This is a genomic window from Geobacillus vulcani PSS1, from assembly GCF_000733845.1.
GTDB lineage: Bacteria > Bacillota > Bacilli > Bacillales > Anoxybacillaceae > Geobacillus > Geobacillus vulcani.
This window is the reverse complement of sequence record NZ_JPOI01000001.1, coordinates 3,251,315-3,268,769: the sequence shown is the minus strand read 5'-3', so window position 1 is coordinate 3,268,769 and position 17,455 is coordinate 3,251,315. Positions and strand designations below refer to the sequence as shown.

The following is a 17,455-nucleotide window of genomic DNA, read 5'->3' as shown; positions in this document are numbered from 1 at the left end:
ATGGAAATGGTTCGTCCGGCTGCCCGCCGCTCTGTCGGCGAAACGCAGCCCCCGTTGCCATCGATTTATTCGCTTACGCTGGACGAATTGAAGGAATGGCTTGCCGCTCAAGGTGAAAAGCCGTTTCGGGCCACGCAAATTTACGAATGGTTGTATCAGAAGCGCGTGACCGATTTTGCCGACATGACGAATCTGCCGAAACGGTTGCGCGAACAGCTAGCGGCATCGTTTTTGATCACGACGTTGAAAACGGTGGTCAAACAAACGTCCAAAGACGGAACGATCAAATTTTTGTTTGAGCTTCATGATGGCTATTCGATCGAGACAGTGCTCATGCGCCATAACTACGGCAATTCGGTGTGCGTCACAACGCAAGTCGGCTGCCGCATCGGCTGCACGTTTTGCGCCTCGACGCTCGGCGGCCTTAAGCGTCATTTAGAGGCGGGCGAGATTGTCGCCCAAGTCGTGCAAGTGCAGAAGGCGCTCGATGAAACAGGCGAGCGCGTCAGCAGCATCGTTGTCATGGGCATCGGCGAGCCGTTTGACAACTACGATGCACTCATCAAGTTTTTGCGCATCATCAACCACCCAAAAGGGTTGAACATTGGCGCTCGTCATATCACTGTTTCTACCAGCGGGATAATACCTAAAATTTACCAATTCGCGGATGAAGGAATGCAAATCAACTTTGCCATTTCTTTGCACGCACCGACAAATGAGCTGCGGACGAAACTCATGCCGATCAATAAAGCGTACCCGCTGCCGAAGCTGATGGAGGCAGTTCGGTATTACATTGAAAAAACCGGCCGGCGCGTGACGTTTGAGTACGGATTGTTCGGCGGGGTGAACGACCAGCTTGAGCACGCCGAGCAGCTGGCTGCGCTGATTAAAGGACTGAAATGCCATGTGAATTTGATTCCGGTCAACTACGTGCCGGAGCGCAACTATGTGCGCACGCCGCGCAGTCAAATTTTCGCTTTTGAACGGGCGTTGAAAAAACATGGAATCAATGTCACCATTCGCCGCGAACATGGACACGACATCGATGCCGCCTGCGGACAGCTTCGCGCGAAGGAGCGAAAAGAAGAGACGAGGTGAATCGGATGCGAGCCGTTTTCCGAACTGACATCGGCCAAATTCGCGAACATAACGAAGACAGCGGCGGCGTGTTTGTCAATCAACGCGGTCAATATTTAGCGATCGTCGCTGATGGGATGGGAGGGCATCGTGCCGGCGACGTAGCCAGCTCCATGGCGGTGACGTATTTGCAGGAGTGCTGGGAGAAAGAGAATGGCCTTGCTTCGCCTGCTGAGGCGGAGCAATGGCTCAAGACGCAGATTGCGGCGGCGAACGAACAATTGTTTCAACATGCCCGTTTCCATCCGGAATGCCAAGGAATGGGGACGACGATTGTCGCTGCCGTTTGCGCCGGTCCGTTCGCGACGGTTGCGCATATTGGCGACAGCCGCTGCTACGTGCTCAACCAAAGCGGAATTCAGCAGCTGACGGATGACCACTCGTTGGTCAATGAGCTCGTCAAAAGCGGGCAACTTTCCAAAGAAGCGGCTGAACATCACCCGCGCAAAAACGTGCTGTTGCGGGCGCTCGGCACGGAACCGGCGGTGAAAATCGACGTTAAAACGGTGGCGCTCGACGAAGGGGATATGTTGCTGCTATGTTCGGACGGGTTGTCCAACAAAGTGTCGGAAGCAGACATGGTGCATATTTTGACGGGTGCCGGCACGCTGGAAGAGAAGGCGGAGGCGCTCATTGAGCTCGCCAACGGGCGGGGCGGGGAAGACAACATTTCGCTGGCGGTCATCGATGTTTCAACGGAACGTGAAGGTGGGTGATCGGCGTGCTCATTGGAAAACGATTGAATGACCGCTATAAAATCATCAGCCTCATCGGCGGCGGCGGCATGGCCAATGTGTATTTGGCCCGCGATATGATTTTGGAGCGCGATGTTGCTGTCAAAGTGCTCCGCCTCGACTTTACCAACGATGATCAATTCATTAAACGGTTTCGCCGTGAAGCCCAGGCGGCAACGAGTTTAAATCATGAACATATCGTCTCCATTTATGATGTCGGCGAAGAGGAAGGCGTCTATTACATCGTCATGGAATATGTGCGCGGCGCGACGCTCAAGCAATACATTCAGCAGCATGCTCCGCTTCCGGTCGAACGGGCGCTTGGCATCATGGATCAGCTGACATCCGCGATCGCCCATGCCCATGAGAACGGCATCATTCATCGCGACATTAAACCGCAAAATATTTTGCTTGATGAGCAAGGCAATGTGAAAGTCACCGACTTCGGGATTGCCGTGGCGATGAGCGGGACAACGATTACACAGACGAACTCGGTGCTCGGTTCGGTCCATTATTTGTCGCCAGAACAGGCGCGCGGGGGCATTGCGACAGAAAAGTCGGATATTTATTCGCTCGGCATTGTCATGTTTGAACTCGTCACCGGCCGGTTGCCGTTTTCCGGAGAATCAGCCGTTTCGATCGTGTTGAAGCACTTGCAGGCGGAAACCCCGTCGCCGAAAGCGTGGAATCCGGATCTTCCCCAAAGCGTGGAAAACATTATTTTGAAAGCGACGGCGAAAGACCCGTTTTACCGCTATGCGTCTGCTCGCGAAATGAACGAAGACATTCGGACGGCGCTTGATCCAAGGCGGCGAAACGAGCCGAAATTCATCATTCCCGATGACGATGAAGAGGCAACGAAAGCCATTCCAATGATCAAACATGCGGAAAGCGCGGCGTTGGAGCAAGAGACGCTTGTGTACGAAGAAAAAACGAGCGAACCGGTTCATACGACGGGCGAACCAAAACCGAAGCGGAAGCGGGCATGGATCGCTTGGCTTGTGGCTGCCTTGCTGTTCATTGGAGCTGCCGGCGTCAGCGCCGTCACATGGATTCCGGACCTCATTTTTCCAAAAGAAGTGACCATGCCGAACGTGGTCAATAAAAACTATGACGACGCTGTTGAACAGTTGTCGTCGCTCGGTTTGGAAATCAAAGATACGATCGATGTGGAAGATGACCACATAGAAGAAGGAAAAGTCGTGCGCACCGATCCGGAAGCCGGCATGACGGTGAAGAAAGGGGCCGGCGTCATTATTTATAAGAGCATTGGAAAAAAGAAAATCGAATTTCCGAGCTTCATTGGCGATGATATTGCTGCAGCGGAGGAAGAGCTGCGCGCCGAAGGGTTTGCCCGCATCACACGCAGCGGCCGCTACAGCGACAAGCCGGAAGGGACGATTTTGGATCAATACCCGTACGCGGGCGATGAAGTCGTGCCTGATGAAACAGAAGTGATGTTCACTGTCAGCCTCGGGCCGGAGAAGGTCACTGTTAAAGATTTGACCGGCTATACGGAAAAAAGCGTGCGCGACTACGGAGCGGATCAAGGACTGCGCATTGATGTGAAGTACGAGTATTCGAACGAGGTGCCAGAAGGGCTTGTCATTTCGCAAACCCCAGCGGCGAACGAGCAGGTAAAAAAAGGGGAAACCATCACTGTTGTCATTTCCCGCGGGCCGGAGCCGAAGCCGTCCAAAACGGTAGTGAAAGAGATTATGATCCCATATGAACCGGCGATGCCGGGGCAAATCGTTGAAGCCCAGCTTTACATCCAAGATGCCACTCACAATATGACAACGCCATACAAAACATACCGGCTGACGGCGCCAGCGACTGAGATGGTCGAGTTTGAAATTCCATACGGGGAGACCGCTTATTACCGCGTCATTGTCAATAATGTCGTCAAAGAGGAAGGAGCGATCCCATACCCAGGAAATGATGGAAAAAAGGGGTGAGGCTATGGCGGAAGGACAAATCATTAAAGCGTTAAGCGGATTTTATTACGTCCTGTCCGAAGGCCGTGTGTTTCAATGCCGTGGGCGCGGTGTGTTCCGCAAGAAAAAAGTGACGCCGCTCGTCGGCGACCGCGTCGTTTTTCAGGCGACGAGTGAAACGGAAGGCTATATTTTGGAGATTGGCGAGCGGCAAAATGAGCTTGTGCGGCCGCCGATCGCCAACGTCGAGCAGGCGATTTTAGTTTTTTCGGCTGTAAGCCCGGACTTCAACGCCAAGCTACTTGACCGTTTTCTTGTCTTGGTTGAATCAAAACGAATCACGCCAATCATTGTCATCAGCAAAATCGATTTGTTGGATGACGAATCGAAAGAAGAGATTGCCCGCTACGTGCATGATTACCGGCGCATCGGCTACGACGTTATCGAGACGTCGGCGGTGACAAAAGGGGGGCTCGATGAGCTGGCGGCCCGCCTTCGCGGCCGCGTCTCCGTCATCGCCGGGCAGTCCGGCGTCGGCAAATCGTCGCTGCTAAACGCGCTCCGTCCCGATTTGCGGTTGAAAACCGGCGACATTTCCACCCATTTAGGGCGCGGCAAGCATACGACCCGCCATGTCGAACTGCTTGAGGTTGCCGGTGGGCTTGTCGCCGACACTCCAGGGTTTAGTGCGCTCGAGTTCGACCATATCGAGCTTGACGAATTGCCGCATTATTTTCCTGAATTTCGGACGCATGGGGAAGGATGCAAATTCCGCGGCTGTCTTCATATCGCCGAGCCGAAATGCGCCGTGCGCGAGGCGGTCGAGGCTGGTGAGATTCCATCGTACCGCTATGACCACTACGTCAGTTTTGTTGCTGAAATGAAAGAACGAAAGCCGAGGTATTGAACATGATTCGAATTGCGCCATCGATTTTATCAGCCGATTTCGCCCGCTTGGCCGAGGAAATTCGTTCGGTCGAGGAAGGCGGGGCGGATTGGATTCATGTCGATATTATGGACGGTCATTTCGTGCCGAATTTGACGTTCGGTCCACCGGTCGTGGCCGCCATTCGACCGGTGACGAAGCTGCCGCTTGACGTTCATTTGATGATCGCCGACCCGGACCGATACATCCCGGCGTTTGCGAAAGCGGGCGCGGATGTGATTTCCGTCCATGTTGAGGCATGCGTGCATTTGCATCGGACGATTCATTTCATCAAGGAACAAGGCGTCAAAGCCGGGGTGGTGCTCAATCCCCATACACCGGTCGAGATGATCCGCCATGTAATCGCGGATGTCGATCTCGTCTTGTTGATGACGGTCAATCCAGGGTTCGGCGGACAGGCGTTTATTCCGGCGGTCGTGCCAAAAATCCGCGAGGTTGCCCGGATGGCCAGCGAGCAAAACAAGGTGATCGATATTGAAGTTGACGGCGGCATCAACGCGGAAACGGCGCCGCTTTGCGCGGAGGCCGGGGCGAACGTGCTCGTCGCCGGTTCGGCCATCTACAATGAACCGGATCGAGCCGCCGCCATTCGTGCGCTTCGCGAAGCATGCACGAAGTAGCGGTTGCGGCGAAGGGGGAAGAAGGAATGATCATCCATATTGTCGGCGGCGGCCCGCGCGAGCTTCTCCCGGATTTGCGCCTTTATGACGGGAAAGATGTGCAGTGGGTCGGCGTCGACCGCGGCACGAAAGCGCTGATGGATTTCGGGCTCCGCCCAGTGCGGGCGTTTGGCGATTTTGATTCGCTGCCGGCTGAGGAGGTCAAGCGGCTAAGGGAGATGCTGCCGGAGATTGACATTTGGCCGGCGGAAAAAGACAAAACGGATATGGAGATCGCTCTTGACTGGGCCGTTGAGCAGACAGACGGGGCCATCCGCCTGTTTGGGGGGACCGGCGGGCGGCTCGACCATTTGTTTGGCAACGTCGAGCTGCTGTTAAAGTACGCCGGGCGGCCCATTGAACTCATCGACCAGCAAAACGTGCTCACCGTCCATCTGCCCGGCATGCATACGGTTATGCGCGACGAGCGATACCGCTATGTATCGTACATCCCGATTTCTGAAACAGTGGCAGAGCTTACGCTTACCGGATTTAAATATCCGCTAACAAACTGTCATATTTCCCGAGGTTCGACATTATGTATTAGTAACGAACTTATCCAATCTTCTGGTACTTTTTCGTTTTCAGAAGGCATATTAATGATGATAAGGAGCAGCGATTTTGCCGGCTGCCCGTAGTCGCGCTTAGCCCGGTAAGGAATATACTGAATAACGAAACGGCGGGAAGCTTGTCATGATCGGTGTGAGGAGGGAATCGGGATGAAGTTTTATACGATCAAGCTGCCGAGATTTTTAGGCGGAATCGTGCGGGCGGTGTTGAACGCATTTAAAAAAGGATAAGAAAAAAGCACCATTTTTGGTGCTTTTTTTGTGGAGCCGCCGAACAAAAGGAGGAACGCCTTTTGGGGCGGCTTCTTTTCGTCAAGCTGTTAGACGCGTTTCACTTTTCCAGATTTCAGCGCGCGCGCCGAAACCCAGACGCGTTTCGGTTTGCCGTCAACTAAAATGCGCACTTTTTGCAAGTTGGCTTTCCATGTACGGCGGCTGGCGTTCATGGCGTGCGAACGCGAGTTGCCGAACGATTTCTTCTTGCCGGTCACAAAGCATTTCGCCATCGTCTTTCCCTCCTTGCTTTCACATCCCTGCTAAAAACACTATTATAATTTACCATACAACCGTAGGGATTGCAATAGACGTGCAGTTTTCTTTCAAGAAACTGTCCTTGACATATCTTTCAGTTTTCGGCTAAATAATACTAGTGGGCGGACGGGAAGCGCTTTGAAAACGGAAAGCGTTATAGTACAATAGGGGTAACTGTGCGAGATACGCAAAGGGGGAACGAGCATGTCGATTGAATGGCAGACGAAATACGGGCGCATCGAAGTGGCCAATGAAGTGATTGCGATGATCGCGGGGGGAGCAGCCGTCGATTGTTACGGCATTGTCGGAATGGCGTCGAAAAACCAAATTCGCGATGGGTTGTCGGAAATTTTGCGCCGGGAGAATTTTTCCAAAGGGGTTATCGTCCGAGAAGAAAACGGTGAAGTACATATCGATATGTACATCATCGTCAGCTATGGAACGAAAATTTCCGAAGTTGCCCATAACGTGCAGTCGAAAGTGAAGTATACGCTTGATCAGACGCTCGGGCTGGCGGTTCAGTCGATCAATATTTACGTTCAAGGGGTTCGAGTGTTGAACCCGTAGTAAGGAGGAGTTAGCTGGTGACAATGAGGACGCTTGACGGAAGACGGTTTGCCGATATGGTGCAGCAAGGGGCCGCTCATTTGGCGAACAACGCCAAGGCGGTCGATGCGTTGAACGTCTTTCCGGTTCCAGATGGCGATACAGGAACGAACATGAACTTGTCGATGACGTCCGGGGCGAAAGAAGTGCAGGCGAATGCCTCCGACCATATCGGCAACGTCGCCGCGGCGCTGGCAAAAGGGCTATTGATGGGGGCGCGCGGCAATTCCGGCGTCATTTTGTCGCAGCTGTTCCGTGGATTTGCCAAGGCAGTCGAAGGCAAACAAGCGGTGAACAGCTTCGAGTTCGCCGCCGCTTTGCAGGCGGGGGTGGACACGGCCTATAAGGCGGTGATGAAGCCGGTTGAGGGGACGATTCTCACCGTTGCCAAAGAAGCGGCGCGCAAGGCGGTGGAGGTGGCCAAAAAAGAGCGCGACGTGATCGCCGTGATGGAAGCGGCGCTCGCCGAGGCGAAAGCGGCGCTCAAACGCACGCCGGAATTGCTTCCGATTTTAAAGGAAGTCGGTGTCGTCGACAGCGGCGGTCAAGGGCTTGTCTATGTCTACGAAGGGTTTCTCGCCGCTTTGAAAGGGGAAACGGTGAGCGAAGAGCGCGCTAGGGTGCCGCTGGATGACTTGGTGAAAATCGTGCACCATCAAAGCGCGCAAAGCCATATTCATACCGATGAAATCGAATTCGGCTACTGCACGGAGTTCATGGTCCGCTTTGAACCGGACAAACTGGCTGAACACCCGTTTTCCGAAGAAACGTTCCGCCGAGAGTTAAGCAAGTTCGGTGACTCCTTGCTCGTTGTCGCGGATGACGAGCTCGTTAAAGTGCATATCCATTCGGAAACGCCGGGTGAGGTGCTGACATACGGTCAACGCTACGGGAGCTTGATCAACATTAAAATCGAAAACATGCGCGAACAACATGTCAACATTGTCGGCAAAGAGGCGGTTTCACTGCCTAGGGACGGGGCAGCCAGAGAGGACAAAAAGCCGTACGGCATCGTCGCCGTCGCCATGGGCGCTGGCGTGGCCGAACTGTTTCGGAGCATCGGTGCCCACGCCATCATTGAAGGCGGGCAAACGATGAACCCGAGCACGGAAGAAATCGCTGACGCCATCCGTCGTGCCAACGCGGAAACAGTGTTCGTGCTGCCGAACAACAAAAACATTGTAATGGCGGCAAAACAGGCGGCAGAGTTGTCTGAACAACGAGTTGTCGTCATCCCGTCCAAAACGGTCCCGCAAGGATTGGCGGCGCTGTTGGCGTTTAACCCAGTGCAATCGACCGAGCAGAACGAGCGGGCGATGACGGCGGCGCTGTCGCGAGTGAAAACGGGGCAAGTGACGTTTTCCGTGCGCGATACGACGATTGACGGCATCGAGATTGAAAAGGGCGATTACATGGGGTTATGGGATGATCGCATTATCGCCGCTGGCAAAGACAAACTCGACGTAACGAAGCGGCTGCTTGATGCGCTCATTGATGAAGAAAGTGAAATCGTAACCATTTTATACGGCGAAGATGCGACCGAAGTCGAAGTGGAGACGGTCGTCGCTTATTTGGAAAAAGAACACGATCGGGTTGAGGTGGAAGTGCATAACGGAAAGCAGCCGCTTTATTCATTCATCATTTCCGTCGAGTAATATGTTAGAATAATAGAAGGGAGCCTTCCCTTCTATTTTTCTGTTTGATGGAGGAATCACGCCAATGAAATACAAAAGCGTCTTTGATATTATTGGCCCGGTGATGGTCGGGCCGTCAAGCTCACATACGGCCGGGGCGGTGCGCATCGGTTTAGTCGCGCGCAAATTATTTGGCCGAAAGCCGGCGTGGGCGCGCATTTCGTTTTATGGCTCGTTTGCCGAGACGTATCGGGGGCATGGCACCGATGTTGCCATTGTCGCCGGGTTGCTCGGATTTGACACGTTCGATGAACGTCTTCCCAATGCGCTTGAGATCGCCCGAGCGGAAGGTGTAGATGTGTCGTTTTCCGCCGAGGAGGCGATTCCGCATCATCCGAATACGGCGCGCCTGCGGATTGGCGATGATGAAGGCGAGCTTGAGCTTGTCGGCATTTCGATCGGCGGCGGAAAAATTGAAATCGTCGAATTGAATGGATTTGCCTTGAAGCTGTCTGGCCATCATCCGGCGCTGCTCATTATGCATAACGACCGGTACGGGACGATCGGGGCGGTGGCTTCGGTGTTGGCGAAACGAAAGATCAACATCGGCCATATGGAAGTGTCGCGCAAAGAGAAAGGGAAAGAAGCGCTCATGGCGATCGAAGTTGACCAACCGTTGACCGATGATCTGATTCAAGAATTGGAGCAGCTGCCGAACATCATTCAAGTGGCGAAGCTTGCGGATTGAAAAGAAATCGGTTTCATCATTAATGTGCATCGAAGAAAGATAAGCCATGATGAAGAGAGGACAGGTGGGAATAAAATGTTTCGCAATGTGGCTGAACTTGTGGCGTTGGCCGAAAAGGACAGCATCAAAATCGCTGAAGTGATGATTCGCCAAGAAGTGGAGGTAAGCGGAAGAAGTCGTGAAGAGGTGATCGCGCAAATGGATCACCATTTATCGGTCATGGAGCGCGCCGTGGAGAGAGGACTCGAAGGAGTTGTGTCCCGCTCCGGGCTGACGGGCGGCGATGCAGTGCGGATGCAGCGCTATATTGAGGGCGGTCGTTTTCTGTCTGGGGAGACGATTTTAGACGCCGTCAGCAAAGCCATGGCGACGAACGAAGTGAACGCGGCGATGGGCGTCATTTGCGCCACACCGACGGCTGGGGCGGCCGGCGTCGTCCCGGGGACGCTGTTTGCCGTGAAAGAGAAACTGCGGCCGACAAGAATGGAAATGATTGAGTTTTTGTTTACAGCCGGAGCGTTTGGCTATATTGTCGCCAACAACGCCTCGATTTCCGGCGCCGCCGGCGGCTGTCAAGCCGAGGTTGGGTCGGCGGCTGGCATGGCGGCCGCGGCATTGGTGGAGCTGGCCGGCGGGACGCCGGGCCAAGCGGCCGAAGCGATGGCCATCGCCTTAAAAAATATGTTGGGATTGGTATGCGACCCAGTCGCTGGCCTGGTCGAAGTGCCGTGCGTCAAGCGGAACGCGATGGGGGCGGCGAACGCCATGATCGCTGCGGATATGGCGCTAGCCGGCATTAAAAGCCGCATCCCGTGCGATGAAGTGATTGAAGCGATGTATCGCATCGGGGCGGCCATGCCGGTAGCGCTCAAAGAAACGGCGCAAGGGGGGTTGGCCGCGACGCCGACCGGCCGCGCCATTGCGGCCCGCATTTTCGGCGCTTCTGCGGCATCGAAGTGAACGAAGCGATGCAGCAGCCAGTGACGGCGGTTAAAGGCATCGGCGAAGAGACGGCGGCCTTGCTTGCCGACATCGGCATTGCGACGGTCGGCGAGTTGCTTGCGTATGCTCCGTACCGTTATGATGATTACGAACAAAAAGATTTGGCCGCCGTCCGCCACGACGAAAAAGTGACAGTGGAGGGGAGGGTATACAGCGCCCCGCTGCTGACGTATTACGGCAAGAAAAAATCGCGCCTTTCCTTCCGCATGCTGGCCGATCGCTATTTGATCACCGTCGTCTGCTTCAATCGCCCATATTTGAAGGAAAAAATTGTCTTGAACGAAACGGTGACCGTGATCGGCAAATGGGACCGGCACCGACAAACGATCAACGCATACGAGCTTCGGTTCGGCCCGGCTCCGGAGACCACCGGAATCGAGCCGGTTTACTCCGTGCGCAGCCCGCTGACGGTGAAAACGATGCGCCGGCTCATGAGGGCGGCGTTTGAACAGTTTGGCGCGCACATTCCCGACCCGTTGCCGCCCGCTTTGCGCCGCGCCTATCGCCTTGTCGACAAACAAGAAGCGCTTCGCGCCCTTCATTTTCCGCGCTCCCGTGAAGAGCTGCATCAGGCGCGACGCCGGCTCGTCTATGAGGAGTTTTTGTTGTACCAGCTGAAAATGCAAGCGCTCCGGCGGTTGATGCGCGATGAGCGGCGCGGCGTGGTCCACTCGTTTTCGGAAGAGCGGCTTTCGTCCTTTCTTTCCAAGTTGCCGTTTTCGTTGACGAACGCCCAGCGCCGCGTCATCGATGAAATTTTGGCCGATATGCGCTCGCCGCGGCAGATGAATCGGCTTTTGCAAGGCGATGTCGGCTCCGGCAAGACGGTCGTCGCCGCTGTCGCCCTTTACGCCGCCGCCTTGTCCGGGTTCCAAGGGGCGTTGATGGTGCCGACGGAAATTTTGGCTGAACAGCACGCCCGTTCGCTCGCCGAGCTGTTTGCTGATAGCGATGTGACCATGGCGCTTTTGACAAGCTCAGTGAAAGGAAAACGGCGGAAAGAGTTGCTTGCCGAACTGGAAGAAGGAACGATCGATATCGTTGTAGGCACGCACGCCTTGATTCAAGAAGGAGTGCAGTTTCGCCGACTTGGTCTTGTCATTACGGACGAGCAGCACCGGTTTGGCGTCGAACAGCGCCGCATCCTGCGTGAGAAAGGGCATGCGCCAGATGTATTGATGATGACGGCCACGCCGATTCCGCGCACACTCGCGATGACAGCGTTCGGCGACATGGACGTATCGGTGCTCGATGAAATGCCGGCGGGACGAAAAAAAGTCGAAACGTATTGGGTGAAGCACCATCAGTTCGCCCGCGTGCTCGATTTTATCGAAAAGGAATTGCGCCGTGGTCATCAGGCGTATGTCATCTGTCCGCTCATTGAGGAGTCGGAGAAATTGGATGTGCAAAACGCGATCGATGTCCATAGTCAACTTGTCCATTATTATCGCGGGAAATATGAGATCGGCTTGATGCACGGCCGGCTGTCGGCCGATGAAAAAGAACGCGTCATGCGGGCGTTCAGCGAAAACCGCATCCATGTGCTCGTCTCGACAACGGTTGTGGAAGTCGGGGTGAACGTGCCGAATGCGACGGTGATGGTTATTTATGACGCCGAACGGTTTGGCCTTGCCCAACTTCATCAGCTGCGCGGACGGGTCGGTCGCGGCGACGCACAGTCGTACTGCATTTTGGTCGCCGACCCGAAATCGGAAGTCGGCAAAGAACGAATGCGCATCATGACGGAAACGGCCGATGGATTTGTGCTGGCCGAAAAAGATTTGGAGCTGCGCGGTCCGGGCGATTTTTTCGGCACGAAACAAAGCGGGCTCCCGGAATTCCGCTACGGTGATCTGGCGCATGATTACCGCATTTTGGAAGTCGCCCGCCGCGACGCCGCCAAGCTCGTTTCCTCGGCCGCGTTTTGGCGTGATGAGGCGTATGCCGGACTGCGCGCCGAGCTGGAAGCGTCCGGCGTACTCGACGGGGAAAAGCTAGATTAATAGACAGGAAAGAGGCGGCCGGCGCATTCGCGCCCCGCTGTTTTTTTGGGAATTGATTCACTTTTTGGCCAGTGGACGCCCATATGTTCATCCCTCGGACGAGGAGGCAGGGGATGCCTGTCCCGCTATTTTGTTTGTGGGCCTCGAGGATGGTGTTGGGTGGGGACGGCGGATGCATCGGGAAACATGGGGGATTTTTCATTTTTTCTTCTTGCATTTCGTTTTTTGATATTATATATTACCTTTAGTACCTAGTCATAAAATCGGACGGTGTCACAAAGCGATGAGAAAAAGCAAACGCGAGCGGCAACGGTTGCTGCAGGAGACGATTCGGGAAAACCCGTTTATCACCGATGAAGAGCTCGCCGAAAAGTTTTCGGTCAGCGTGCAGACGATCCGCCTTGATCGGCTTGAGCTGTCGATTCCCGAACTGCGCGAGCGCATCAAGAATGTCGCCCGCCAGTCGTTTGCCGATAAAGTGCGGGCGCTGCCGCTTGAAGAAGTGATCGGTGACATTATTGACATCGAGCCGGATGCAAGCGCCATTTCGATCTTCGATGTGAAAGAGGAGCACGTCTTTCGGCGCACCCGCATCGCCCGCGGCCACCATTTGTTCGCTCAGGCCAACTCGCTCGCCGTGGCCGTCATTCATGATGAACTGGCGCTGACAGCGAAAGCGACGATCCGTTTTGTGCGTCAAGTGAAAGAAGGGGAGCGGGTCGTGGCGAAAGCCAAAGTGACTGGCAAAACGGCGCACGGGCGCACGATTGTTGAGGTGAACAGCTACGTCGGCCAGGAGCTCGTCTTTTCAGGGACGTTTGAAATGTACCGTTCAAACATAGAGAAAAAGGATGGGGACAGCCATGAATATCGCGGTTGATGCGATGGGGGGAGATCGTGCCCCGGGCGAAATTGTGCTTGGTGCGGCAAAAGCCGCTGCCTATTTCCCTGATATCGAGATTACGCTGATTGGCGATGAAGCGAAAATTCGTCCGCATTTGACGAGTGAAGAGCGCATTTCGATCATCCACACCGAGGAAGTGATCGAAGCAGATGATGAGCCGGTGCGGGCGGTGCGGCGCAAAAAAAACTCGTCGATGGTGCGCATGGCGGAAGAAGTGAAAGAAGGGCGCGCAGAGGCGTGCATTTCCGCCGGCAATACCGGGGCGCTGATGGCGGCTGGGCTGTTTGTCGTCGGGCGGGCAGCCGGCATCGACCGCCCCGCGCTCGCCCCGACGCTGCCGACATTGGATGGACGCGGCTTTGTCTTTCTGGATGTCGGCGCCAACGTCGATGCCAAGCCGGAACATTTGCTGCAGTACGCCTTGATGGGGCATGTGTACGCAAAGAACGTGCGCGGCGTCGAAAACCCGCGCATCGGCTTGTTGAACGTCGGAACGGAAGACCAAAAAGGAAATGAAACCGCCAAGCGGGCATTTGCCTTGCTCAAGGAAACGAACCTTCATTTCATCGGCAATGTCGAAGCGCGCGACCTGCTGCAAGGAGTGGCTGATGTTGTCGTCGCCGACGGATTTGCCGGCAATGTCGCGTTGAAAACGATTGAAGGGACGGCGATGGCGCTCTTTTCCTTGCTCAAGCAGACGCTGACAAGCGGCGCTGTTGCGAAATTGGCCGCTGCTGTCCTCAAGCCGAAGCTCGCCGGGCTGAAAAAGATGATGGATTACTCGGAGTACGGCGGCGCGGCGCTGTTTGGCTTAAATGCTCCGGTCATTAAAGCGCACGGGTCGTCCGATGCGAACGCCATCTTCCACGCCATCCGCCAGGCGCGAGAGATGGTGGTTCATGATGTCATCGGCACGATCAAAGCAGAGCTCGAACGGGCACAATCGGTAAAGGAGGAATAAAAAATGGGGAAAATCGCCTTTTTATTTCCAGGCCAAGGATCGCAGACGGTCGGCATGGCGAAAGACGCCTTCGTGCATGACGAACGCGCTCGCGCCGTCATCGCGAAAGCTGACGAGCGGATTGGATTCGCGCTTTCCAAACTTATGTTTGACGGGCCACAAGAAGAGCTGACGTTGACATACAACGCCCAGCCGGCGCTCTTGACCGCGAGCATCGCCTTGCTCCAACTTGTCGACGGCGCTGGACTGAAGGCGGACTATGTCGCCGGCCATAGTTTGGGCGAATATACGGCGCTTGTCGCCGCCGGCGCCATGTCGTTTGCCGATGCCGTTTACGCGGTGCGCCGCCGCGGCGAGCTAATGGATGAAGCGGTGCCGGCCGGTGAGGGAACGATGGCGGCGGTGCTTGGGATGGACGCCGCGGCGCTTGAAGCGGTGACGAGCGAAGTGGCCGCTCAAGGCGATCCGGTCGAGCCGGCCAACTTCAACTGTCCGGGCCAAATTGTCATCTCCGGTTCGAAAGCCGGAGTGGAAAAAGCGGCGCAGCTGGCGAAAGAACGCGGCGCCAAACGTGTCATTCCGCTTGAGGTGAGCGGTCCGTTCCACTCGTCGCTCATGAAGCCGGCGGCGGAAAAACTGAAAACGGTCCTTGACAGCTTGGTGATCCGTGACGCTGCCATTCCGGTCGTCGCCAACGTGACTGCCGAGCCGGTGACGAAAAAAGAGGAGATCGCCCGTTTGCTCATCGAGCAGCTGTACTCGCCGGTGCGTTGGGAGCAGTCGGTGCGCACGCTTCTTTCGCTTGGCGTCGACACCTTTATCGAAATCGGCTCTGGGAAAGTGTTGTCCGGCCTTGTGAAAAAAATTGACCGCAACGCCCGCGTTTATGCGGTGAACGACCTCGCTTCCTTCGAGGCCACCGTTGCGGCGTTGAAAGGGGAATAAAGTGATGCTTGAAGGAAAAATTGCGCTCGTCACCGGGGCTTCGCGCGGCATCGGCCGGGCGGTCGCCCTCGAGCTTGCCCGCCAAGGGGCGAACGTCGTCGTGAACTATGCCGGCAGCGAGGCGAAAGCGAATGAGGTTGTCGCGGCCATCCGCTCGCTCGGCCGCGAAGCGATCGCCGTACAGGCGGACGTCGCCCGCGCTGAAGATGTTGAACGCATGGTGAAAACGACGCTTGACCAATTCGGCCGCCTCGACATTTTGGTCAATAACGCCGGCATTACGCGCGACAATTTATTGATGCGGATGAAAGAGGAAGAATGGGATGCGGTGATGAACACGAACTTAAAAGGGGTATTTCTTTGTACGAAGGCGGCGGTGCGGCCGATGATGAAACAGCGTTACGGGCGGATCATCAACGTCGCTTCGGTCGTCGGTGTGATCGGCAATCCCGGACAGGCGAATTATGTCGCCGCCAAAGCTGGCGTCATCGGTTTGACGAAGACGGCTGCGCGCGAGCTTGCCAGCCGCAACATCACCGTCAATGCCGTTGCTCCAGGGTTCATTACGACCGATATGACCGAAGCGCTCAGCCCGGAGCTGAAGGAGGAAATGTTAAAGCAAATTCCGCTCGCCCGCTTCGGTGAGCCGGATGACGTCGCCCGCGTTGTTGCTTTCCTCGCTTCGGACGCGGCAAGCTACATGACCGGGCAGACACTTCATGTCGATGGCGGCATGGTGATGCCATAAGAAAACAGTGCTAGTATTTTTTCAACCAATCGACTATAATCATGAAGGGAGGTGAACGCAATGGCAGATGTATTGGAACGTGTAACGAAAATCATCGTCGACCGGTTGGGGGTTGACGAATCACAAGTGACGCTTGAGGCATCGTTTAAGGACGACCTGGGCGCTGATTCGCTCGACATCGTCGAACTCGTCATGGAACTTGAAGATGAATTCAACATGGAAATTTCCGATGAAGAGGCGGAAAAAATCGTCACAGTCGGAGATGCTGTGAACTACATAAAAAGCCGTCTGTAATGCGCTTTTTTGCAAAGTCCCGTTGCTTCGAACGGGGCTTTCTCTGCTTTTTCAGGGATGCTCGGCGGGCGCTGTGGAAAAAGCGCACGATTCTCGCTCGCGTAGCGGACCGGAGAACGGATATAATAGAGGAAGACACGGCCATTTTGTTCTGGAACGAAGTCGGAGGGCATTTTTATGTCAAAACCAAAAGATCGAGAACGCATCCATGAAAAGAGGCGGGCGAAGTTTCAAGAGTTGCAAAAAAAAATCGGCATCACCTTTCGAAACGAAAAGCTACTGATTCAAGCGTTCACCCATTCATCGTATGTGAATGAGCATCGGCGGCGGCTTCACGAAGACAATGAACGGCTCGAGTTTTTGGGCGATGCCGTGCTGGAGCTGACCGTTTCTCAATATTTATTTCAAAAGTTCCCGCATATGAGCGAAGGTCAATTGACGAAGCTGAGGGCAGCCATCGTCTGCGAGCCGTCGCTTGTGAAATTTGCCAACGCTCTGTCGTTCGGCGAGCTCGTCTTGCTCGGCAAAGGCGAGGAGCTGACCGGCGGGCGAACGCGCCCGGCGCTCTTGGCGGACGTCTTTGAGGCGTTCATCGGCGCTTTGTATTTGGATCAAGGAATGGATGCGGTCATCCGTTTTTTGGAGCAAACGATGTTCCCGAAAATTGACGAAGGTGCTTTTTCTCATGTGATGGATTTTAAAAGCCAGCTGCAGGAATTGGTGCAGCGCGACGGCAGTGGAACGCTTGAATATGCCATTTTGGAGGAAAAAGGTCCGGCCCACAACAAGGAGTTTGTCGCCCGCGTAGCGTTAAACGGCCAAGAGCTTGGCATCGGCGTCGGCCGCTCGAAAAAAGAAGCCGAACAGCATGCGGCGCAAATGGCGCTCGAAACATTGCGGGCTGCCGATCAGCAGTGAAGGCTGGCGCTGTTACGTCAGCTTTTCTGTGAAAATGCAGGACTGGCGCGGGATTTTCATGCCCGGGTGGAGGGCAGATCACGCTGCCCATGGAACTTTTCTGTGAAAATGCAGGACTGGCGCGGGATTTTCATCCCCGGGTGGAGGGCAGATCGCGCTGCCCATGGAACTTTTCTGTG

Annotated in this window: 19 protein-coding genes; 18 read left to right on the top strand and 1 reads right to left on the bottom strand. The window is 55.1% G+C overall.

Translation table 11 applies throughout. The features are described from left to right. From rlmN to spoVM, 7 genes are all read left to right on the top strand, one after another. Complete coding sequence (gene rlmN / locus N685_RS0117495) at positions 1-1,098, top strand: 23S rRNA (adenine(2503)-C(2))-methyltransferase RlmN (RefSeq protein ID WP_031410477.1); 1,098 nt, start codon at positions 1-3, stop codon at positions 1,096-1,098. Positions 1,099-1,103: 5 nt separating this feature from the next. Next, positions 1,104-1,853: a Stp1/IreP family PP2C-type Ser/Thr phosphatase gene (locus N685_RS0117490; RefSeq protein ID WP_031410476.1), complete on the top strand. Its 750-nt coding sequence runs from the start codon at positions 1,104-1,106 to the stop codon at positions 1,851-1,853. Positions 1,854-1,858: 5 nt separating this feature from the next. Further along, positions 1,859-3,829 (top strand): Stk1 family PASTA domain-containing Ser/Thr kinase, encoded by a 1,971-nt coding sequence (pknB, locus tag N685_RS0117485; RefSeq protein ID WP_031410475.1) that lies wholly within the window; start codon positions 1,859-1,861, stop codon positions 3,827-3,829. Positions 3,830-3,833: 4 nt separating this feature from the next. Beyond that, positions 3,834-4,715 (top strand): ribosome small subunit-dependent GTPase A, encoded by an 882-nt coding sequence (gene rsgA / locus N685_RS0117480; protein ID WP_031410474.1) that lies wholly within the window; start codon positions 3,834-3,836, stop codon positions 4,713-4,715. 2 nt (positions 4,716-4,717) lie between these two features. Beyond that, positions 4,718-5,374 carry a ribulose-phosphate 3-epimerase gene (gene rpe / locus N685_RS0117475; protein WP_031410473.1) on the top strand — a complete coding sequence of 219 codons (657 nt, stop codon included), beginning with the start codon at positions 4,718-4,720 and terminating at the stop codon, positions 5,372-5,374. A 26-nt stretch (positions 5,375-5,400) separates the two neighbouring features. Further along, the gene (locus N685_RS0117470; protein ID WP_031410472.1) at positions 5,401-6,051 is read left to right on the top strand and encodes a thiamine diphosphokinase; all 651 of its coding nucleotides are present in this window, start codon (positions 5,401-5,403) and stop codon (positions 6,049-6,051) included. Positions 6,052-6,132: 81 nt separating this feature from the next. After that, positions 6,133-6,213 (top strand): stage V sporulation protein SpoVM, encoded by an 81-nt coding sequence (gene spoVM / locus N685_RS18525; protein WP_011230680.1) that lies wholly within the window; start codon positions 6,133-6,135, stop codon positions 6,211-6,213. An 89-nt stretch (positions 6,214-6,302) separates the two neighbouring features. Here the strand turns inward: spoVM and rpmB are convergent, their stop codons facing one another. Continuing rightward, complete coding sequence (gene rpmB, locus N685_RS0117460; RefSeq protein ID WP_031410471.1) at positions 6,303-6,488, bottom strand: 50S ribosomal protein L28; 186 nt, start codon at positions 6,486-6,488, stop codon at positions 6,303-6,305. A gap of 229 nt (positions 6,489-6,717) precedes the next feature. On the opposite strand from rpmB, the gene N685_RS0117455 reads away from it, so the two are divergent. The 11 genes from N685_RS0117455 to rnc all read left to right on the top strand — a co-directional run bounded on the left by N685_RS0117455 (position 6,718) and on the right by rnc (position 17,276). Continuing rightward, positions 6,718-7,080: an Asp23/Gls24 family envelope stress response protein gene (locus N685_RS0117455; protein WP_031410470.1), complete on the top strand. Its 363-nt coding sequence runs from the start codon at positions 6,718-6,720 to the stop codon at positions 7,078-7,080. Between the two features lie 17 nt (positions 7,081-7,097). Continuing rightward, a complete protein-coding gene (locus N685_RS0117450) occupies positions 7,098-8,774 on the top strand; it encodes a DAK2 domain-containing protein (protein WP_031410469.1) in 1,677 nt (558 codons plus the stop codon). Positions 8,775-8,838: 64 nt separating this feature from the next. Beyond that, positions 8,839-9,501: an L-serine ammonia-lyase, iron-sulfur-dependent subunit beta gene (sdaAB, locus tag N685_RS0117445; protein WP_031410467.1), complete on the top strand. Its 663-nt coding sequence runs from the start codon at positions 8,839-8,841 to the stop codon at positions 9,499-9,501. Positions 9,502-9,576: 75 nt separating this feature from the next. Then, positions 9,577-10,461 (top strand): L-serine ammonia-lyase, iron-sulfur-dependent, subunit alpha, encoded by an 885-nt coding sequence (gene sdaAA, locus N685_RS0117440; protein ID WP_031410465.1) that lies wholly within the window; start codon positions 9,577-9,579, stop codon positions 10,459-10,461. Then, the gene (gene recG, locus N685_RS0117435; protein WP_031410463.1) at positions 10,458-12,506 is read left to right on the top strand and encodes an ATP-dependent DNA helicase RecG; all 2,049 of its coding nucleotides are present in this window, start codon (positions 10,458-10,460) and stop codon (positions 12,504-12,506) included. Before sdaAA ends, recG begins: the two co-directional genes overlap by 4 nt. A 283-nt stretch (positions 12,507-12,789) precedes the next feature. After that, a complete protein-coding gene (gene fapR, locus N685_RS0117425; RefSeq protein WP_031410462.1) occupies positions 12,790-13,386 on the top strand; it encodes a transcription factor FapR in 597 nt (198 codons plus the stop codon). Continuing rightward, complete coding sequence (gene plsX / locus N685_RS0117420; RefSeq protein WP_031410461.1) at positions 13,370-14,371, top strand: phosphate acyltransferase PlsX; 1,002 nt, start codon at positions 13,370-13,372, stop codon at positions 14,369-14,371. The genes fapR and plsX overlap by 17 nt, the downstream gene beginning before the upstream one ends. 3 nt (positions 14,372-14,374) lie before the next feature. Continuing rightward, positions 14,375-15,316 (top strand): ACP S-malonyltransferase, encoded by a 942-nt coding sequence (gene fabD / locus N685_RS0117415; protein ID WP_031410460.1) that lies wholly within the window; start codon positions 14,375-14,377, stop codon positions 15,314-15,316. A gap of 4 nt (positions 15,317-15,320) precedes the next feature. After that, entirely contained in the window at positions 15,321-16,064 is a 744-nt protein-coding gene (gene fabG / locus N685_RS0117410) for a 3-oxoacyl-[acyl-carrier-protein] reductase (RefSeq protein ID WP_031410459.1), read from the top strand. A 60-nt stretch (positions 16,065-16,124) separates the two neighbouring features. Beyond that, positions 16,125-16,358, top strand: a complete 234-nt coding sequence (locus tag N685_RS0117405) for an acyl carrier protein (protein ID WP_011230691.1) — start codon at positions 16,125-16,127, stop codon at positions 16,356-16,358. Positions 16,359-16,535: 177 nt separating this feature from the next. Continuing rightward, positions 16,536-17,276 carry a ribonuclease III gene (rnc, locus tag N685_RS0117400; protein WP_031410458.1) on the top strand — a complete coding sequence of 247 codons (741 nt, stop codon included), beginning with the start codon at positions 16,536-16,538 and terminating at the stop codon, positions 17,274-17,276. The last annotated feature ends 179 nt before the right edge of the window (positions 17,277-17,455 follow it).